This is a genomic window from Nostoc sp., from assembly GCF_036919575.1.
In the GTDB taxonomy this organism is placed as follows: Bacteria; Cyanobacteriota; Cyanobacteriia; order Cyanobacteriales; family Nostocaceae; genus Nostoc.
The window spans coordinates 87,648-107,161 of sequence record NZ_JBALBY010000017.1 but is presented as its reverse complement, the minus strand read 5'-3'; the positions used below and the strand labels follow the sequence as shown (position 1 = coordinate 107,161).

9 protein-coding genes and 1 pseudogene are annotated in these 19,514 nt (G+C 39.7%); 5 read left to right on the top strand and 5 right to left on the bottom strand.

Translation table 11 applies throughout. The annotated features are described in order from the left end of the window. Positions 1-7 precede the first annotated feature (7 nt). Positions 8-253, top strand: a complete 246-nt coding sequence (locus V7K27_RS06195) for an ABC transporter permease subunit (RefSeq protein ID WP_334945312.1) — start codon at positions 8-10, stop codon at positions 251-253. 700 nt (positions 254-953) lie between these two features. Here V7K27_RS06195 and V7K27_RS06190 read toward each other — a convergent pair. After that, positions 954-5,348, bottom strand: a pseudogene (locus tag V7K27_RS06190) (NACHT C-terminal alpha/beta 1 domain-containing protein). Between the two features lie 473 nt (positions 5,349-5,821). On the opposite strand from V7K27_RS06190, the gene V7K27_RS06185 reads away from it, so the two are divergent. Continuing rightward, positions 5,822-6,199, top strand: coding sequence for a DUF4258 domain-containing protein (locus tag V7K27_RS06185; protein ID WP_334783780.1), 378 nt, complete (start codon positions 5,822-5,824; stop codon positions 6,197-6,199). Positions 6,200-6,309: 110 nt separating this feature from the next. Here the strand turns inward: V7K27_RS06185 and V7K27_RS06180 are convergent, their stop codons facing one another. Continuing rightward, positions 6,310-7,263 (bottom strand): isoaspartyl peptidase/L-asparaginase, encoded by a 954-nt coding sequence (locus tag V7K27_RS06180; protein ID WP_334945308.1) that lies wholly within the window; start codon positions 7,261-7,263, stop codon positions 6,310-6,312. Next, the gene (locus V7K27_RS06175; RefSeq protein ID WP_094350216.1) at positions 7,263-7,457 is read right to left on the bottom strand and encodes a DUF2256 domain-containing protein; all 195 of its coding nucleotides are present in this window, start codon (positions 7,455-7,457) and stop codon (positions 7,263-7,265) included. The genes V7K27_RS06180 and V7K27_RS06175 overlap by 1 nt, the downstream gene beginning before the upstream one ends. Before the next feature lie 613 nt (positions 7,458-8,070). Here V7K27_RS06175 and V7K27_RS06170 point away from each other — a divergent pair. The 3 genes from V7K27_RS06170 (at position 8,071) to V7K27_RS06160 (ending at position 12,775) form a co-directional block, all read left to right on the top strand. Beyond that, positions 8,071-9,348, top strand: coding sequence for a DUF4331 domain-containing protein (locus V7K27_RS06170; protein WP_334945306.1), 1,278 nt, complete (start codon positions 8,071-8,073; stop codon positions 9,346-9,348). A 170-nt stretch (positions 9,349-9,518) separates the two neighbouring features. Further along, positions 9,519-10,889, top strand: coding sequence for a hypothetical protein (locus V7K27_RS06165; RefSeq protein ID WP_334945304.1), 1,371 nt, complete (start codon positions 9,519-9,521; stop codon positions 10,887-10,889). 398 nt (positions 10,890-11,287) lie between these two features. Beyond that, positions 11,288-12,775 carry a nickel/cobalt transporter gene (locus V7K27_RS06160; RefSeq protein ID WP_334945302.1) on the top strand — a complete coding sequence of 496 codons (1,488 nt, stop codon included), beginning with the start codon at positions 11,288-11,290 and terminating at the stop codon, positions 12,773-12,775. 721 nt (positions 12,776-13,496) lie between these two features. On the opposite strand, the gene V7K27_RS06155 is transcribed toward V7K27_RS06160, so the two are convergent. Together V7K27_RS06155 and V7K27_RS06150 are read right to left on the bottom strand one after the other, a co-directional pair. Continuing rightward, a complete protein-coding gene (locus tag V7K27_RS06155; RefSeq protein WP_334945300.1) occupies positions 13,497-16,553 on the bottom strand; it encodes a hypothetical protein in 3,057 nt (1,018 codons plus the stop codon). 195 nt (positions 16,554-16,748) lie between these two features. Further along, complete coding sequence (locus tag V7K27_RS06150; protein ID WP_334945298.1) at positions 16,749-19,496, bottom strand: tubulin-like doman-containing protein; 2,748 nt, start codon at positions 19,494-19,496, stop codon at positions 16,749-16,751. Positions 19,497-19,514: the final 18 nt, after the last annotated feature.

Sequence of the window (19,514 nt, the reverse complement as noted above, 5' to 3'; positions counted from 1 at the left end):
TTAATTTGTGCCTACCTACTTAGTTACATTGGTAGCCTTGGATATTCCAAGTGTCTTTACAGGTGCTTTAGTTACAGAAAAAGTTTTTCGTGTTCCGGGTATTGGCGCTCTATTAATTGACTCTATCTATAAGAATGACACACCAGTTGTCATGGCAATTACTTTTATATATGCAATTTTGATTGTGATTTTTAATCTCGTTGCAGATATTCTTTATGGTTTATTAGATCCTCGCGTCAAGTACACAAAGTAGCTAAACAATTCAAAATTCGTCTTGGAAAGTTCTGATAGACCCTCAGACTTTCCCCAAAATTCAAAATGAAGGAAAAACTATGGATTTCCTCGTTGTTACTCGTAATGAACTGTAATGCACTACTGATTGCTCAAAAACAGCCTTCAACGGCTTGTAACCGTCAAGAAAAGCTTTTTTTAGATAATGAAGTTTATACTACGATAAATCAATAGAAAAATAGTAGTTTGTTTATATAGAAATTATGGTGCGTGAAATAAACAAAATAAACAAGCGCCGCAAATCCGGTGATTTTTACTTAAATCAGGCAGAATTAATGGATATTCTGCAATAATGCAAGTGGCACTGAAAAGAGCGCTGACTTTTCACGGTATCTGGAAAACCTCTCTCTAAATCTCTCTCCTAAAAGGAGAGAGACTTTGAATTTTCCCCCAACCCTGGCAGGGTTGGGGGTTAGGGGGTTAGGTTTTTCGTGGCTTTTCCACATAACGTGAAAAGTCAGGTTTGATATTTGGGATAAACCTAAGATAGGAAAACTGCGGGTTTCCATGTTTGTTGTTTGCGCTAACACTGAATATTCAAAAAAAACAATAAGTAGGAAGGCACAATTAAATATAAGATAAAACCTCACCCTCAATCCCTCTCCTTGGTAAGGAGAGGGAAGCCGGAGGCAGAGTGAGGTTTTATATTTAATTTGACCCACTTACTTACGCAAGAACGCTGTCTCATTAATCCAGCTTTGAATAGCATTGAGTAAATTTGGCTGGTTAGGTGGAAAACCTCTCAATGGTGCGTCTAATGGTTGGTCAGTGATAAAGGCAATATGTAAAACATCTATTAATTTACCGCAGAAGGTAATAATTATTTGATTTGGTTTGCAGTTATTGATAATTCAAGCTATGTTTTGTGTTTGCAGTTGCTTTTTAATTTGGGGGATAATTCGTTTTAGTTGAGGTGCGTTGTTAACTTCGGGAATTTCTGGATTTTCGGTAAAAGCTGTGAGATAAATTTGGTTACAAATTTCTTGACATATTGCGCTTGTATCGGTTTCATCTTGCAATGATTTTAAGTTGATGACAAGCGGATGTGTTTTATCTGTGGGTTGGAGTTTAGAAGCGATGGAATGAATATCTATAAATTGGGTTTCTAAGTTTTGAAGTGGGGATGATTCACCATGCCTAGCGCGATAAAATTCAGGATAACTCATATTTTGGGCGCAGTGCCAAAGAAGATATGAGTAATCATCATTATCTTCATCATCTTCATCTTCGCCGATAAAGTTGTCTTTTAATCCTGTTACTACTACTGCAAATAGTCTGCCTTGCATAACTTGTACCAAACTCTTACTAATTAACCAATAATGCTCCCTTTCGTTAGGATTATTCATCAGATTAATTAAAGTGTTTACAACATCCAAATTTCCAACACCGATTTCGCTTAAAGTATCAATAGCTACAAAATTAATGTTATTAGTATTATTGATGATATTAATTAAGGTATTAATAGCATTTACATTTTGATAAGCAATTGTTCCTAGTCTTTCTCCTAACCAATAAGTGATAGTATGAGATTGATTAGTATTGACAAACTTCAGAAGGGTATTAATAACATCTATATTACCAGGATCTATTTTACCTAAACTTGTTGCAGCTGCACAGATAATTTTTTCATTATTAGTAGTGTTTAATATTTCCTTCAATATTTCAACTATTTCTAATTGATAATTTTCGTTGTCTACTATATTAAGCGTATTAATTTCACCTAAAGTTATAGCAGCCTCATAGATAATTTCTTCATTATTAGTAGTCTTTAATATCTCCTTCAATATTTTAACTATTTCTAATTGATAGTTTTCATTGCTTACTTCTCGTAATAGCCGAATTATTAGTTTACTTGTATTAACATCTTGGCAGTTACGCAATACATTAATAAAATTGTTAATGCTTTCTGGGTATTTTCGCAGAAAAGCAATGAATGCCTCTTCTGCAAAATATTGGGCTGAATTATCTTGCTGTTTATACCAGTCAAGTAAAAAAATAAGTGCTTCTTCATTAGTAGGTTCAAGTTCTAAAATACGCCAAGCTACATTTTCACGTAAAAAAACATATTGACTATTTTGAAAAACATCATCTAAAACAATACGTGCATCATTATTATATTGATACGCCATTTTAGCCAAGCACCTTATTGCTTTTTCACGAATATCTTTACGAAGTAAGCTGAAAAATGATTTCCCGATATTTAGGCGAATATTTTGTTGAGGCTCGTTTATTTTCCTATCGTCAATTAACCGTACAAGAGTATTTATAATTTCATGATTATCAGTGTTAGTTTCAACTAATGCTGAGGCTATTCGCAAGCTCATTTTATCATCCTTGATCTTTGGTAGCGATTCATTTAAGATATTGATAGCAATATGATTCTCTGATTCAATTTTTAGTAAATATTCTGCGACATAGCAGCGACGATAATCATCAATAAAATTATTATCAAGCAATTTTTCATTCAAAAAATCGATTAATTTTTGTTTATTAGCTTCAATTTTATCTATACTTGTTACTAATTCCAAACAAAAATCATGATCAAAATTAATATCATCCCATTCTTGTTTGAGTATATTGATAAACAAATTGAGTATATTTTGATTACTAGGAGAAATTCTTGTCAATGTTCTTGTGAATATATTAAATATTCCTGCTAATTGGAACGTATTTTGATCTAATCCAACTAACTCATTTAATCTGTCTTCTTCTGCGTTTTCTGCATCTAATGTTTCCAGCATGGCATCTATATTATCGGGTGTCAAACGGCCATCAAAATTTTTATTATGATGATCAGTATTATGCTGGTTAACTTGATTTTTCTTTATTTGTTTTTTAATCTGTTCTTTTTTCCGTTTATCAACAATAGAGTTGTAACTTTTAACAACCATCTCTGACAATTTATTAATTATATCTGGGTTGCTTGTCATAATTTCATCATAGGGCAACATTTTAGAATTCTCATCGTCCTGATTATACCAATAGTCACCTTTTTCTATCCGGCCAATCAGCACATTAATTACAAAATTATGGTTAGGATCAAATTTATTTAAAGTCCAAAATATATCATAAAATAATTCTCCAAACATGTTGTCATCCACATCCATATATTGTCTAGCATCTAGCAATACTCGTATTTTATTAAAAAGAGCATTACCTACATGAGAACTACTAGTTAGTTTAAGAATCTCTTTTGCACGTTTTACTATAAAGTAAGGCGATTTTTTCCATCTTTGATTGTTGGCATCAAAATATCCGAAACTGTATTCAACTATGTTATAAACTATTTCATAACTGCGGCTAAAATCAGGAAATTCAACTATTAGTAAAGCTCCAAAAAAATCAGGTTTTTTATAGTATAAATAATCACAATTATCCGATAAATCTATCAATGTGTTGAGAAAAGATTCTTTTTGCTCTATTTTAATATCTTTACGTCCAATCCACAGTAACATTACTTCCTTCCACTGCGGTTCAAAAATACGATAAATACCCTCTTCTGGATTATTTTGAACATGATTCAAAAAATAATGCCAATCATCAATTATCAAAGCTGCAAAATATTCCTGAAAGTTAGGATGAAAAAAAGCATAAACATCTTCATCATTTACAGCATCTCTGTCTACTTGATTCAACCAACCTAAATCATAGGCTAACTTGAATAACTTCTCACCCATTTCCTCAACCGCTAAACTTCGCTTTAATCTAAATTTTAAATCGCTATTAATTCCAGCTAAAGCTAATTTACCTAAAGCTTGGTGCAATTCCTTCTTTAATTGATATGAATTAATAACATCAGGCACTAATTCTGGTTTCCATTCATAAAAATAACGAGTGAATATTTCATAAAATTCAGCTTTAGTTCCTGGTAATTCTCCCTCTTCATTTTGATAAAAAATTTGACATAATAAAGATAATCTCAAAGGATTGGTAACTAATTCAGGAATCCGCTCTTTTCCAGGTTCTATTAATTTTGCTTTTAGTTCTTCACCTTGCTGTATACTCTCAGCGCATTTAAACCATTTATCAATAAATTCATTAACTTGTTCTGGTTGAAATTCCTGGGTTTTATAGGTATCAAAACTAGGCAATATATTATTATTTAGACTGGCATCCCAAACATTTAACCGACAAGTCAAAACCACCCGTGCTTGTCCTAAGCAGTTTGTCAATTCTCTAGAAATTTTATTTAATGCTTCTACAGGTGAAAATTCCCCCATTTCATCTACACCATCTAACAATAACCAAACACCACTTTGATAAAAGCGTGTGATTAACTGATTTTCTATTTCTGGACTAGGAATAAATTGAGGATTAACCAATCTCATTGCATCTGGAAGCCATTTTTTGAGTAAATAATCCTCTAAGGTCATGCCTTGCAAGCTACCGAGAGATATAAAGATGGGTAGGTGTTGCGTTTTGTCTTTGATGTGTGAAGCGATCGCACTCAGTAAAGTAGTCTTCCCTGCTCCCGGTTCCCCAACTATAGCAACGTGCTTGTTTTTCCTCGTGGGACTTTGACTTATTACCTCTTCCAGAAAATCATTATGTTCGTATGTTTTGGTAATGAATTCCTCTTCTAGCTGATAAACCTGTTCTCTCTCAACATTCTTATTTTGTTTTCGTCGTTGTTGGTATTTACGTTCTAATAAACCCAGTGGCACATGAACATTTACTTCAAATCCCATTGCAGAGGCTTTGCGTCTGATGCGTTGCTGTTCTAGCTGATTTTCTAGCATCATGTGGCAAACTTGCGGCCAGTTAACCTTTGTTTTTTCGTGAACATTGGTTTCAGATGTTGGATACAATTCTTCAGGATCTACAATATCTGTAAGATTTAACTCCAGAACTTTAGCAATTTTCTCAATAGCATCCTTTTGAATACGTATGTTCCAGTGTGGATTAAGAAGACGCTTAACTTGATCAACAGAGTTGAGTTTTGCCGCTTCTGCAAGTTTCGCTTGAGTTAAACCTTTTTCACGCATTCTCTCGTCAAGTTTCTTTACACCTTCCTTAGTGGCTAGAAATCCCCGTCTTCTGCTGCTTTTTGTAGTCATGGCTTTTAATCTTTGGTTCTTCGGTTATTTTTATGGAAAACTTGGTTCAAAATCATTGAAAGCCTTATAGCGGTTCTCGGTTGAGTGAGGTACAAGAACCCCTCCCCGCAAGCGAGGAGGGGGCTATGATGTACCTTATGTGATTAGGAAACGCTATATCCTGTAACCATTTCATTTAAAACAAGGTGATGATTCTTTATAACCCTTACCCCATAAGGGTTTTGTTATAACCAATTCTCAATCACTACAAAAGGGACGAAAGAGCCTAATCTTTTGTTTGTTACATCTATACTTTACCCAATTGGTAAGACTATATGGAAGTGTAAATAAATGCTGTTAAGTGACGTAACTAACCGCATTAACTATCCCTGTACGGTGCTGTTTTAGGTCGATATTCTTAAATCTAGCACTTACACCCAGCATGAAAGTTGAGAGTGTAAGTCCTAAAATCATCAACCTAAAGACAAAGCATTATGAATACTCACAAAAAACTAAATCAGATATTCCAGAGTGATGAAAATAAAAACAAACTTGGCACACTCAAAGTCAAAATCAATCCTAAAGACCATAACCATACAGAAAGACGTAAACAACAACGAGCAATTAATGAAACGATGATGAACATCGCTCTGTTATATGGTGAAAAAGACTTTCATTGTCGAGATATTAGGTTTACCCTACTCGATAAAAATTTGCATAATACTGTTTATGCCCCATTTATAGATGAACTTCGCGGCTTACGAGTTATATGTAAAATAGGACTTCCTACCCCAGAAATTATTACAGTTTACTGGCACAACAAAACAAAACGAAAAGTTCGCAGATCAGCACATCAATTTTTGAATATTTAGGATAAGAAATCAACGTCAGGACTTACGCAAAAAGCCAGTGAAAGCCTTGATTTACCGTAGAGGCAATTCATGAATTGCCCCTACATTTTGTACTTGATGCGTAAGTCCTATCAACAATAGCCAATCAATTCACTATCATTCCATTCCAAGGTGTCGCCAATTTTTTCGCCGTCGTGGTAGGCGGCGAGTAAGATTTCGCTGGTTTTCCCCCAAGCGATCGCTCCACTGACATCTAAGGCGATCGCTCCCAAATCCCGCTTGTTCTGGTGCGCTTCCCCAAGCGATCGCTGCATGGCATCTTTCAGCGACATCCCATCAGTAACACGCACTACAATCTTTGCTGCTAAACACTCATCAATGATATCTTCACCAATCCCAGTACAGCTAACACCAGCATTACTAGTCGCATAATTACCTGCTGGCATTGCCGAATCACTTACCCGCCCAATCCGCTCAAATCCCTTCCCACCAGTGGAAGTGCCAGCAGCTAGGCTCCCGTAGGCATCTAAAGCTACCACGCCGATGGTGCCGCGTCCGGCATTGCTGGTTTCTATCAGTTCAGGTTCTGCGACCACGCCAGCCATTGTGCTTTTAAAATTATCCTGGCGCTCTTGTATCCACTCTTGTAACCGCAAATCAGTTAAAGCGTTATAGCTGGGAAGTTGCATTTCCCTCGCCAACTCAGCCGAGCCGAAATCTGATAGCACTCGATCTGGCGAGCTTTGTAAAAATTGCGCTAAATCAATGGGATTTTTCACCCGCGAGATATTAATCACACCACTAAACCGCCCTGATGCACCATCCATCAGGGAAGCACTCATGCGGATTTGCCCATCAGATTGCAATACTGAACCAGTACCAGCATTAAAGCGGGGGTTATCTTCGAGCATTTGGCAACCCTGCACCACCGCCTCAGAAGCAGTTGCTCCTGACAATAGCAGAGAATAGACGAATTCTATTACTTCATGGAGCGATCGGCGCACCGATTCCAATCCTCCTTTACCGTGGAGAGAACTACCAGCCCCGCCATGAATAATTAATTTAGGTTGCACCTGTAACTCCATTAATCCCTTGCGCTATTTGCGTCTGTGTTGCGGTTAGTTTCATTTTGAGCTTCAGAACGGCGACGACGACAACGTTCTGAGCAGTATTTCACATCGTCCCAGCAATCTTGCCACTTTTTACGCCATGTAAAAGGACGTTGACATACCGGACAGATTTTTGTCGGTAGGTCAGATTTAGAACGAACACGTCCCATATAATTACTGTCTATAGGAGAATTTTATTTCTGAGAGAGATGGAACACAATTATAATCCAGTTTGCCACCAAGGGAGGATACTTTCGGCGAATAAATGTAATGTCAATCTATCTTTAGACTTACTTTTTCGCTATTTGGTTGGGAATACAAAACTATGGGCAGATGGTTAAACTCTTAAGTAAGTCTGTAAATTTGTAAGTAAGTAGGTACGGATAAACCTAACTATGAAACGAAATGTAAACTCACTGAAATCATTGCGATCGCAACTCTACCAGATGCGACGCGAAGCTTGTTTCTCGGTAGGAGTAAGTTTCACTCGCTTGTAAGTAATAGAAAAGTAGTATGCGGACTACTAAATAGCAATTGGTGGGCAACACGGCTGAAATACCCAAATTCTATGTAGTATACGTGTATTTTATAAGTCTTAAAACCTGAAACTAGAAAAGTGAGCAAAAAGGAGCAAGTTTTGTTCTGGTAAGTGAGTAGTAGGAGCCAATCAGCCGTGAGGCACTTCAGTAATAACCGCAGTCTTTTTTTGAAATTTAAATAAACTTGCTATTTCCACGTACACACATACAATAGTAGAGACAAAATACCTCAAGGAGGGCAACTATGAGAATAAATGCTCGGAGTATCACCTCTTTTATACCAAGTGAAGTCTGGGTACTTATAGATAAACTAGTGCAAAATATGGCGGCATTTTTTCCGCTCAAGCGATCGCTATATTGGACTAGAGCTACTCGTTTTTTTCGTACCCTAGTGGCAATTGTTGCTGTTTTGCTCGTAGTCCTAATTTATCCAACCCCTAAAGCTTTGGCTTCAGACCACCAGGACACAACTTTTCTTGCCACTAAGCTCACTGCTGCGGATCTCACAGATTTGTATGTATTTGAGAGTCCGACAAACTCCAACAATGCTGTCCTGATAATGGATTTCGACCCTCTGATCGTTTCTGGTGAACAAAGACCATTCGATCCAAATGTTCTTTATCAGTTCAAGATTGATAACACTGGCGACAGTATTGAAGATGTCGTACTCCAATTCAATATAAATCGCACACGCTTCCAACAAATTGTTACAGTCCGCGGCCCAGGTCGTCCAATCATCGGAGGAACAGACTCAGCTTTGCTTCCAGTAAGTTCGACAGGGCTAGTCAATCAAACATTCTCCACATCTAACGGCATAAAGTTCTTTGTTGGCACACGCAAAGACCCGTTCTTTTTCGATCTAGAACAGTTCTTTAAAATCATCCCGGATCGGAACTATAGCGTTCAGCCTAATCCCAGTCCTCCCTTCCAAGTTCTTTCCTTTAGACCACCTGGACAAGCACAAGACACCCTAGCCCCATTCAATGTTCACTCAATTATTGTCGAGCTACCCAGGAAACTGCTTGGTAGTGGCAAGATTGGTGTTTGGATCACAACTAGTGTTAATACTCCTAGACTCAGAAATCGGAATTTAGCTCAGATTGAGCGGTTAGCAGTTCCAGCCCTGAATGAACTTTTTATGGACTTTAAAGCTCATAATAATAGTAATCTTCAGACACCAACGCAAGACGCTAGCAATCAATCCCAATTCATTCAAACCTTTGTCAACGCCATCGGTAGACCTCAAGGCATAGCCAATGCAGTGATCTCAGTGGCGATTCCTGATGTTATTCAAGCTGACCTTTCCAAACCTAGCGGTAGTTATTTTGGTACTCAATTAGGCAACAACTTTGGTGGTAGAAGACCAAAAGATGATGTAATTGATGTAACAGCATCTGTTGTCTTTGGTAATGCAGTTACAGGGATTACTACAGGCCAAATTCCGGGGCTGACTACCGATAATGTTGGGCCTAATAATGCTAACTTTCTTTCTGACTTCCCTTATTTAGGTAATCCTTTATGAAAAGGAGTCAGAATACCCCATGCCCTACGTTGTGGGTTTCAAGCAAGGAAAAATTTTCCTGATCTCCACGATTAAAATCGCTTGCTCTAAACCACGATTCATTCACTTTTTCGTTCAGAATTATTCTGAATTCTGGCTCTTGACTTCTGAATTCTTCTTCGATAAGGTTTATGCATCTACAAATACTATGGGTGTTAGCGCTGACTAGCCTACTGGTTTTACTAAGACCCTCTGATACAGAAGCGCTAAGTTTAGGCTACACCAATGGTAAGTCAGGTATATATTCCTCTACCGTGCAACTGCTGACTGTTAATTCCAGGCAGATATTACCAGTTCAGCAGTCAGATTTAGTCTTCCCCGATTATTTACAGCGATCGCATATTATCAGCGTCTATGAGGAGAAAGTTGCCCAATCTCCTAATTCCTCAATATTTTTACGGCTGTTGGCCGATCAATATTTGAGGCGCTTTCGAGAAGTGGCAGATGTGGAAGATGTGTTACGAGCAGAACAAGCGGCACGTAGATCCCTGGCACTACAGCCGCGCCATAATCAGGTTTCTTCCATGCTCCTAGCATCAGCTTTACTATCTCAACATCAGTTTCGAGCAGCTTTAGATGTGTTAAATAATTCATCTCTTGATAATCCCAATATTGTCTCACTGAGGGCATCGATTCAGATGGAGTTGGGTAACTATGAAGCAACTCATCAACTATTGCAGAACCTTGCTGAAGAAGAATCGAACTCTGGTCATAAAGCAGTTGTCGCCCGTTACTTAGAGTTAACTGGCAATCTCGCCTCGGCACGGCAACTACTAGATGAAGCTATGGAGGAGATGGACTCTTTCTACACGACGAGCGCCGAAACTCGTGCTTGGTTTCATGTGCGGACTGGGGATCTGGCTTTTGCAGCCGGGGATTTTGCCCTGTCTGAGCAGCGATATCGGGAAGCTTTTGACCTCTTCCCCCGGCATATAGCTGCGTTTACAGGATTAGCTCGCCTCTATGCGGCACAGCATCGATGGCAACATGTTCTAAATATCGCAAACCAGGGTATAGAATTGATGCCACAGGTAGAAACGCTGGGGTATAAGGCTGATGCTCAAGTAGCTCTGGGAGATCAAAAAGGTGCAACTGAAACTGAAGATTTGATCGGCGTAGTAGCTTACCTGAGCAAAGTTAAAGGAATCTACGATCGCGCTTTAGCAGTCTACTACACCGAACACCGAATTCATTTAACAGAGGCTCTACAGATTGCCCGTAGTGAAGTAGCAGTGAGAGACGATGTATATGCAGAGGATACGTTAGCTTGGGCTGCTGCGGCTAATGGGCAATGGCAAGAAGCGCAGAGGGCAGCACAACGGGCGACTCGCTTCGGGACAGAGGATGCTTTGCTGCAATTCCATGCTGGCATGATTGCACTTCACTTCAATAACCGTGAAGAAGCAATAAAGCGACTAACTCAAGCTGTTAGCCTCAATCCTCAATTTCATCACAAGTATGCTGATGAAGCTCGTCAAGCAATTTTGGATTTTGGATTTTAGATTTTAGATTGAAGAAAAGCCGATTTTAGGTCAATACAGTTCAGTTAAGGATTTCTTCCTTCTCTTTCTTCTCTTCCTTTGCGTCCTTCTCTTCGAGACACTTCGTGAACGCGTCCTTCTCCCAAGGGGAGACGCTAACGCGAACGCGGTTCGTTAAAAAAATTGACTTTGACAAAGAGTTAAGCCTTAACCCAACGTGAGTTCGATAAACCTCTCCCGGACAGCCTCCCTCTCCGAAACGGAAAGGGAGGAGCAACGAAAAATTAAGCTTTTTGCTCCCCTCTGTGCGTCGGAGAGGGGCTGCTCTTGAGAGGTCAAATAAGACTTGTCGAACTCACGTTAACCCAAGCGTATTGGATTTTAGGTTTATGCCAGACTAAGGTCTCCTGGAGGTTTAGATGAAAAAGCTACTACATTACTTCGCTTGGAGTACTGCAATCATCGCAATATGTTTTTTTTGGATGCCGAGGGCGAATGCCCATCCTTTAGGCAATTTCACCATCAATCACTACGCAGGAGTGCAGGTAGCAACCGATGGTGTGGCGATTGATTATGTTCTAGACATGGCAGAGATTCCTGCTTTTCAGGAAATTAATCACTTAGATACTAATCGCGATCGCAAAGCTGAACCTATAGAGACGGTTCAATACCCTAACCAAAAATGCCAGGAAGTCAACTCACACCTGGAACTGTTGATCAATAAACAGCCTTTAGCACTGTCTTTGATCAAATCAACAGTCGAATTTCCTCCAGGTGTAGGAGGATTATCTACACTGCGGCTGAGTTGTAACTTTCAGGCGCCAACGGAGTTAGTAGGCGCGAATGAGTTAATATTTGAAGATCAGTTTTATCCCCAGCGTTTAGGCTGGCGTGAAATTACTGTGGCTGCAAATGGCGTTCCTATTCAAGGTGATTTCACCTCTTTGAGTATTACCAACCGTTTGAGAGATTACCCTACTGAGTTACTTAGCAGTCCTCTCGACCAGCGTCGGATTTCTTTTAAACTCAATCCGTCTGTGACATCGACTGAACAAGCGCCTTCAGCGTCTGTTAAATCATCCAGTCGCTTAGATAATGCTTTGACAGGAAGAAGCAACGATATCTTTACTAGCCTGATTACCCAGGAAAATCATAATTTCTTGAGTATTATAATAGCTCTAGCGATCGCCTTTTTCTGGGGTGGTTTACACGCTTTGTCCCCTGGTCATGGGAAAACGATAGTCGGTGCTTATTTGGTGGGTTCCCGTAGTAATGCCCAACAAGCCCTATTTTTGGGGCTGATTATAACGATTACCCATACTGCTGGCATATTTGCTCTAGGGCTGGTTACTCTTGGCACATCCCAATTTATTTTGACAGAGCAATTGTACCCTTGGTTAAGTGTACTCTCTGGGGTACTGGTAACTGTAATTGGTCTGAATTTGTTTATCAGTCGATTGCAAGGGACTCAGGTTTCTCATTCATACAACCATGTACATAGTCATCAACACAGCCATGACTCGCATCATCACCACAACCATGTACACCATGAGCATTCGCATCTACCGCCTGACGGTGATGTAAGTTCCATGAAGTGGTCTAGCCTACTAGCGCTGGGAATATCGGGTGGCTTGTTACCTTGTCCTTCAGCCTTAGTAGTGTTGCTGAGTGCGATCGCGCTGGGACGAATTGGCTTTGGATTAGCGCTGGTATCTGCCTTTAGCTTAGGTCTAGCAGCAGTATTAACTGGAATCGGGTTAATGCTAGTCTATGCCAAGGATCGGTTTGAGCATTTCCCATTCCAGATACCCAGGATAAAAATGTTACCAATGGCAAGCGCCTTATGTATTACCCTAATTGGCTTAGGTATTACTTCCCAGGCTTTGCTAGCTCATCCCTGGAACTAGATGAAAGTGCAAAAGATAAAAGCACTTAGTTTTGTCAAATAACCCTGAACAACTAGATGTCAGAAAATCTTATTTCGAGGAAAATATGAAACGATTTATCTTCATCTCTTTAATAACTGCTTTGTGCATAATCGGCTACTTTGAAATTAGCTTGTCACAGGCGGAAAAACTTTTTTGGCTCAATTTGAGTCTTTGAAATCCTGCTCACTAAATTATTTTGCACTCTGCACTCAGAATTTTTGCTGATTAGTACATTCGTCGGGGCGTATTGCAATATGCCCCGACGATGGGATATTTTTTTAATTTAAGTTCTGCAAAATGGATGGTTCGCGTTTCTCGCCATACCATAAAGCAATACAGTTCAGTTAAGCATTTCTTCCTTCTCTTCCTTCTCTTCCTTCTCTTCCTTTGCGACGGCAGTCGCTCATGGGGGAAACCCCCAAGACCGCGCTGCCTCTTCTTTGCGTCCTTTGCGGTTCGTTAAAAAAATTGACTTTGGTAAACAGTTAAGAGGATGTTTTAAAAGTGGTTGGCTGTAATTTTAGGCACTTGTTGATCCCCCCTAACCCCCCTTAAAAAGGGGGGAACCAGAATCAAAGTCCCCCTTTTTAAGGGGGATTTAGGGGGATCTAAAACGTTTTTATATCGATCAGAGGACTTTTAAAACATCCTCTAAGTCTTAACTGAAGCGTATTCTACCATAAAGAGGGCGCTTTAACGCCTAATTCAGAGGATTATACTCTGAGAGTAGATGATCTAAAAGCTTAACCTCATAATGATTTAAATATGACGCAGATGTTCCTAATTCCTGTAATTTATGGTAAATAAAATCACGTTCAAATGTTTCGATACGTTCATCTAAGTTTCCATAGAGTTCCTGAAAATTGAACTCAGTTGCTAAAGCTAAGGCAATTTGTTCTCGGTCTTTACCAAGTGACCGACCGTTGAATTGATAATCACCTTGAGAATTCTGGGATAGTAGCCCAAGAGCGATCGCTAAAAGCAAAGTTTGATAAGCTAGTTTTAATTCCCGACTAGAGCCAATTTCCTCTGGGATTAAATCGGGAATGTTTTCGTCTTCGTCGATTTGTTCACTCTGAGTCCGTTCATAGCAGTCTCGATAAAACTCAATTTGACTGAGAAAATAAGCCGGAAAGCCCAACGAACGGGTCAAAATACACAACCTCTGCTCATCTTCAGCTACTAAGGCGGTTAAAGTGCGACTAAATCGACTGTAAAGCGCAAAAATTTGTTCTTTATCTTTTGCTCCCACCCAGAGGGTAATTTCCCGTTGAGAAGTTGGGTTTAAATTAGTGTCAATATCCTGAATTCGCAGCAACAAGTTAGCGCTATTATAAAGTTGATTCAAACGTAAATTTGCAGTGTTTTGTGCAATTAAATCTGATTTTTTTAATACTTCCCCAATAGACAAATTGCCCAATTGCTCAAACTGCTGGCGAACAAAGGGGATAAGTTGCTTCTGAAATTCTTCAGCAGAAATTTTCCACGATTGAGAGCGGCTAATTCGTTCCTGAGTGAATGTCTCAGTTGTTAGTGTGGTCAGGAAAGTTTGGTAATAAGCATCAATATCTGCATCGGTGAGAACTGTGAGTCTAACTTCTGAGAAGTTCGTCGTAGCTCGATCGCGTTGAGCAACCAAATCATTGTATATCTCAGACAAGTTGCTCAGAGTTTGGCGTAAAGTCTCAGCCCTTTGTTTAACTGTTTTAATCAGATAATTCAATGCCTCGACGCGGAGATTTTGGGCGTATAAATCATACTCTAACTTTAATTGTTCGTTATAACTGCGACGTAATTCGACAATGGTTGCTTTAACAGTGCTTTCTAGTCGTTTAATTTGTTTCTGAACCTTTTGAATTCGACCGCGAATGTTAGTACTGTACTTCAGCCAAAGGATACCCAAGTAAGCCAGAATTGTTACCGCAGTCCAAAGCAGGTAACTAACTAAGTTAGCCCAAAACTTTTGCAATAATAGCAATAGTGTTGATTGATTGAAAATTCCGATCGCAATCAGCAAGCCGAATAAAGCAGTCGCAACCAAAATAGGATAAATGACCAGATATTGAGAGCGAAATTGGTTTTCTTCTGTTAACAGTTCATTTAGTTGATCTGTGGCTGTTTCAAGTTGAGTTTCAATGGCAGTTAAGTGATTTTGAGCGACAACGATCGCAGCTGTGGCTTGTTCACGAGCGCCTGCGATCGCTAGAAAACGAATTTGTCGAGTTTGTTCGATTTCTGCATTTAACTCTTGGCGATAGTCAGCAATTGCCGTATCTAGCTGTTTCTGAGTTGTTTGAAGCTCTTGCAGTTGTTCTTCAGAATTTCTTTCAGCTAAAATATCTTGTAATTGTTGCTGCCGCGATTTTAAGGACAGAATTTGGTTGAGCAGCTTTTGAGTGATTTCTTGATTAATTGTTACCTGCAATCTTGAGTCGAGAAATGCTTCAGCCACACGCAGTTCTGTAACCAGATTCTGAGATTGATCGCCAATGGCATCCGTTTGCAGTTCCAAATACAAAAAGGTCAATATGTTTAATAGCCTAGCTACTTCATGCAAACCTCTAGGTGTAGCATCAGCATAGTTATTAATAGTGCGGTCTAAAAAGGTAGTTAATGTTACCTGTAATTGTTTACAACAAGTTTCCAGCGATCGCTTATAAGAAAGTAGCTCTTTATTTTCAAATTGCCGATAAGCACGCTGCAATTCCATTCCATATTCTTGAGCCTGGCCAGCATGCATCTCAATGCGCGGATTAAAATCTTGCCAAACGGGTTTGCCGTTATCTCGTTCTAATCCGAGAAAAGCATTGCTGAAATCTTCGCTGAGTACAAATCCTTTGGCATCTAACAGGCATTTGCGAATTGCCTCTGGAGTGAATTCTGGCTTCGGTAAAAACTGCTCCATCAAAATATCGGCAGCTAAGGCGGAACTCAAACGGTTAATTGTTGTTTCCCCTGCAAAAAATAGCTCTCCATAGCCAAATGCACTATAGGCGGGTATTTTACCCCGCACTTTTTGTGTGCCAATTAATAAGCCGTTGGTTTCCGGTTCCACGGTGAGAAAACCTGCCAAAGCATCAGCATAGCTGGGCAAATTATCCCTCAGTCCCCCAATTTGCTCATCCATCAGCCAGCAGTTATCAAAAGGTGGTGCTTTTTGAGTACCTGTAATCGCAACTCCAGTAGTCATTTTGTAATCTAACTCTTTCACAAGCGCGTAAGCAGCACCGTAATCAGTAGTTGTGGCTTGGGTAAATAACCCTGGTAGTAACAATAAAGCTTCTAAGCTGTAAGGAATATCTGTGAAGTATTTAGAAAATAGCCAACGAATCAAGCGTACTATTTCAAAAACGACAGCCCTAGTAAATTGATTGCTAACTGACAACATGAGATATATTCGATGGCTGCTGCTGATTTCCACTCCTTGGCGTTTAGCTGCGATCGCTTCTTTGGATTGATCAGCCGTTTTCAATAATTCGATCAGTGCAGTTTGCAGTTCGCCAGTCGCTTCGGTGAACTGAGTCCGAATTTTGGAGACATAAGCTTGTTTACTATGAGTTTGAGCGAGATCAAAACTCGTGTCAGCAAACTGATCTAACTCAGCACTAAAACCAAAAGTTTGACCATCCCAAGTTAAGGTATAAGTTTGAATTAAACAGCTTTGGTCGGCTGGAAATTCTTGCAGTTGCCGTTTAATGGCTGCACAAAAAGCGGCACTGTGAGGATCGAGTGCAAGTAAAATAGTTGGTTTGGGCATAAAAACACTCTTAGAGGTTGTTTGAAAAGTGATTTGCTGTATCTTTGCACTTATTGATCCCCCCTAACCCCCCTTAAAAAGGGGGGAACCGGAATCAAAGTCCCCCAATTTATCGGGGGATTTAGGGGGATCTAAAACCTTTTGCTACCGTGAAGAGGACTTTTCAAACATCCTCTTAGAGCCTAGAATACAGGGCTAAATAATCACATCTAAATCTTCGAGGTAAGCTTCAATTTCCTGGATTTCCATTTCTACCTGTTCTTTAATCTGGGCATCAACCTTACCTCCGTTTAAAACCTGATTGAGGTGATTGGTGTAGTTCTCCAGAACAACTTTCGCTTTGTCTTTGTCTTGGTGGGTAATCCGCTCAATTTTTTCAGTAATTTCTTTAATTAAACGCAAGTTACTTTTGAAAGCTTTAAATGCTGACTTGCGATCGCCTCCCAATGGCAAAACTTGATCTTCTAATTTTTTCGCTTGGTCTGTATAAACAGAATATTGCCGTCTCTGATTGACAATCAATTTATACGGATCGGGTGCCAACGCTAAGGCAAACCAACGCAACGCCCCACCATCATCTTCCTGTGGAATTAAATTGGGTAAGTTTGTCCAATTGCGATGTAAATGCTTGAAGACTTTATTCGGATCTAGATAAGCTGACTCTAGATCCTTCATTCCGTTGAAGGCAAATAAGGGGACACCGACTTCCACTCGAAACAGCATTACCTTATGGGGTTCACCTGTCGGTACGAAAGAAGGATTATTATTTCCTCTCGGCAAGCGACTAGAAAGAGGCGGATTGCTAAAAATTGTATTGTTACTCTCTACTCCGTAGTAATAAAATTCTGTGATTAAGTGTTGCTGTTGAATGGGAATTTCCGCTAGTTCATACTGCCAGAGAGGAACTGCAAGTTTGCCAAGTTGTTGCAAATCTTGTCCGGCATCTTCTGGATTACTATCTGCTAAAACTTGCTCAACAGTCATACTGGTAAGAGGATAGTAAGCTTCATCGACAAATTTTAGAATTTCGTTCTTAACATCTTCAGCTTTTTTCTCAGACCAATTCGTTAAACTTTCAGACTGTTCTCGATACCAACGGATAAAATCTTCGCCAGTGACTTTGGGGCGTTTCGATTGCAGATTGATGCGCTGAATAGTGTGAATAAAAGGATTATCGTTATTTCCTTGACGGCTGACATCGTGATAACTCTGTTCTAAATCTCGATAAACTTTATCTAAGTTGCTGTGTAGATACTGGCACTTTTCCTGGATTTCCTCTACCTTGACCCGCAACCCACCATAGAGTTCAGCCGCTTTATCACACCGCTTTAAATGTAAATAAGTTTTCCACTTTTGGTCAGCCCGTTCTTTGTACTTCTGGCAAGCTATTTGAATCGTATTTTTATTGGAAAACCAAGTTTCTGCGGCTTCTTTAATCTTTTCTTCTTGTGGTTCTAATTTCAAAGCATTGAAGCTAGATTTTGCCTCTTGCGATTTGCGTTGTACACTCTGTTGCAATTCATCAAGTTTTTGGGAAAGTCTGGTTAAAAATTGCAAGACATAAGCTAGTCCATTGGGACGGTTGATACTGCGCTCCCAGAAAGTTGCGATCGCAGCAGTTGTAGTCTGCTGTAAGCGATAAAAACTCAATCCCAATTCTTGAGCCGTCCGTTGTTCAAATTGATCTAACTGCCGTTTGTAGAGTTCTTTGATCGTCGGCAAAGCTGTGCGATCGTAACGCATTTCGCCAATTCGGAATTCGGGTTTCATTTGTCCGCCGCGATCGCTTTCAGTTAAGGCATTCAGGACAGTAGTCGCTTCTGCTAAGTTGGAATCTTCTAAAAATCGGGTGATTTCGTTTTCTAAATCGATTATTGGGGTAGATGCCATTAACTCATTCTTTAACAAGTTTTGAGCGTCCTCTAACTTCATTCGCTCGTATTGTTGTACTGGCAGAGTCAAAGTAGCAAAGCCAAAACTACAGTAATTTATATTGCGTCCGCGAATTTTTTCACCAGTTGCCAGATAAGCCCGAATGTTATCAGCAACGTTAGCAGCATCTAGACCGATTTGAGAACCAATCTGGATATACAAACCATCTGCAACTAAATTTTGCAAATCATCTGGACGACTGATTACAGTTCCATTTTTGTTAACCCCGTCAATTAAAAATACCGCATCAAAGGGAGGGCGATCGGCTTTGACTTTTCTGATCCCATAATCAATCTCAATGCTATTAGATGGTGACAATCCCCAAAAGTGTTCGATTTCCTTGAGAGCGCCATAAGCATTAGATTTCACCAAATGAGTTTGGGGAATATTGGCAAACACTCTCGGTAAAACAAATACTCCCGTAATATTAGAAAAATTATTGAGATGTTCTCGTGTTAAAAATGCCACATCTAAGAATGTACCACTGCCCGTCCCACCAGCCAAACTGCCAACAATAAAAACTTCGACACCATCCCGACTGGAAACTTGAAAGTTATCTGAAAATGCTTGTTTACTAGTGCGAATTTCCCGTACAGCATTGATTGCTTGAGCAATTAAAGCGTCAATATCGGCTACTTTAGCAAATAAGGCCAGCCGTCCCCGTGCGCGAATCTGTCCGGCACCACTGATTAGGCTAGCTGCTGAAATGTCCCTAGGCCACCATTCAGCGATGTGGTCGTTACGTGTTAGCGGTAGGGGATTTGCTACAGAGATGGCATAAAGTTCATTAGGTTCTAAGATCACCTTGGTACCATCAGGTGATTTTTCTCGTTCTTGAATATTTTCGGTAGTATCAATTGAAATAAAACGAATAACTTCTGGTACTGAGCCGTAAACATCTATAAATCGCTTTTTGAGTTTGAGTACAACTTCATAACCCGTTCCTCCTAACCCGATAACAACGGTAGGACGAAAAACAACCGTGGGACGCACAACCGTGGGACTTAACATTCATTTTCCTGTGATATT

Coding starts and splice junctions, on each gene's coding strand:
- V7K27_RS06155 (WP_334945300.1), bottom strand. CDS start 16,553: ATGCCCAAACCAACTATTTTACTTGCACTCGATCCTCACAGTGCCGCT.
- V7K27_RS06150 (WP_334945298.1), bottom strand. CDS start 19,496: ATGTTAAGTCCCACGGTTGTGCGTCCCACGGTTGTTTTTCGTCCTACC.
- V7K27_RS06165 (WP_334945304.1), top strand. CDS start 9,519: ATGCATCTACAAATACTATGGGTGTTAGCGCTGACTAGCCTACTGGTT.
- V7K27_RS06180 (WP_334945308.1), bottom strand. CDS start 7,263: ATGGAGTTACAGGTGCAACCTAAATTAATTATTCATGGCGGGGCTGGT.
- V7K27_RS06160 (WP_334945302.1), top strand. CDS start 11,288: ATGAAAAAGCTACTACATTACTTCGCTTGGAGTACTGCAATCATCGCA.
- V7K27_RS06185 (WP_334783780.1), top strand. CDS start 5,822: ATGAATACTCACAAAAAACTAAATCAGATATTCCAGAGTGATGAAAAT.
- V7K27_RS06170 (WP_334945306.1), top strand. CDS start 8,071: ATGAGAATAAATGCTCGGAGTATCACCTCTTTTATACCAAGTGAAGTC.
- V7K27_RS06175 (WP_094350216.1), bottom strand. CDS start 7,457: ATGGGACGTGTTCGTTCTAAATCTGACCTACCGACAAAAATCTGTCCG.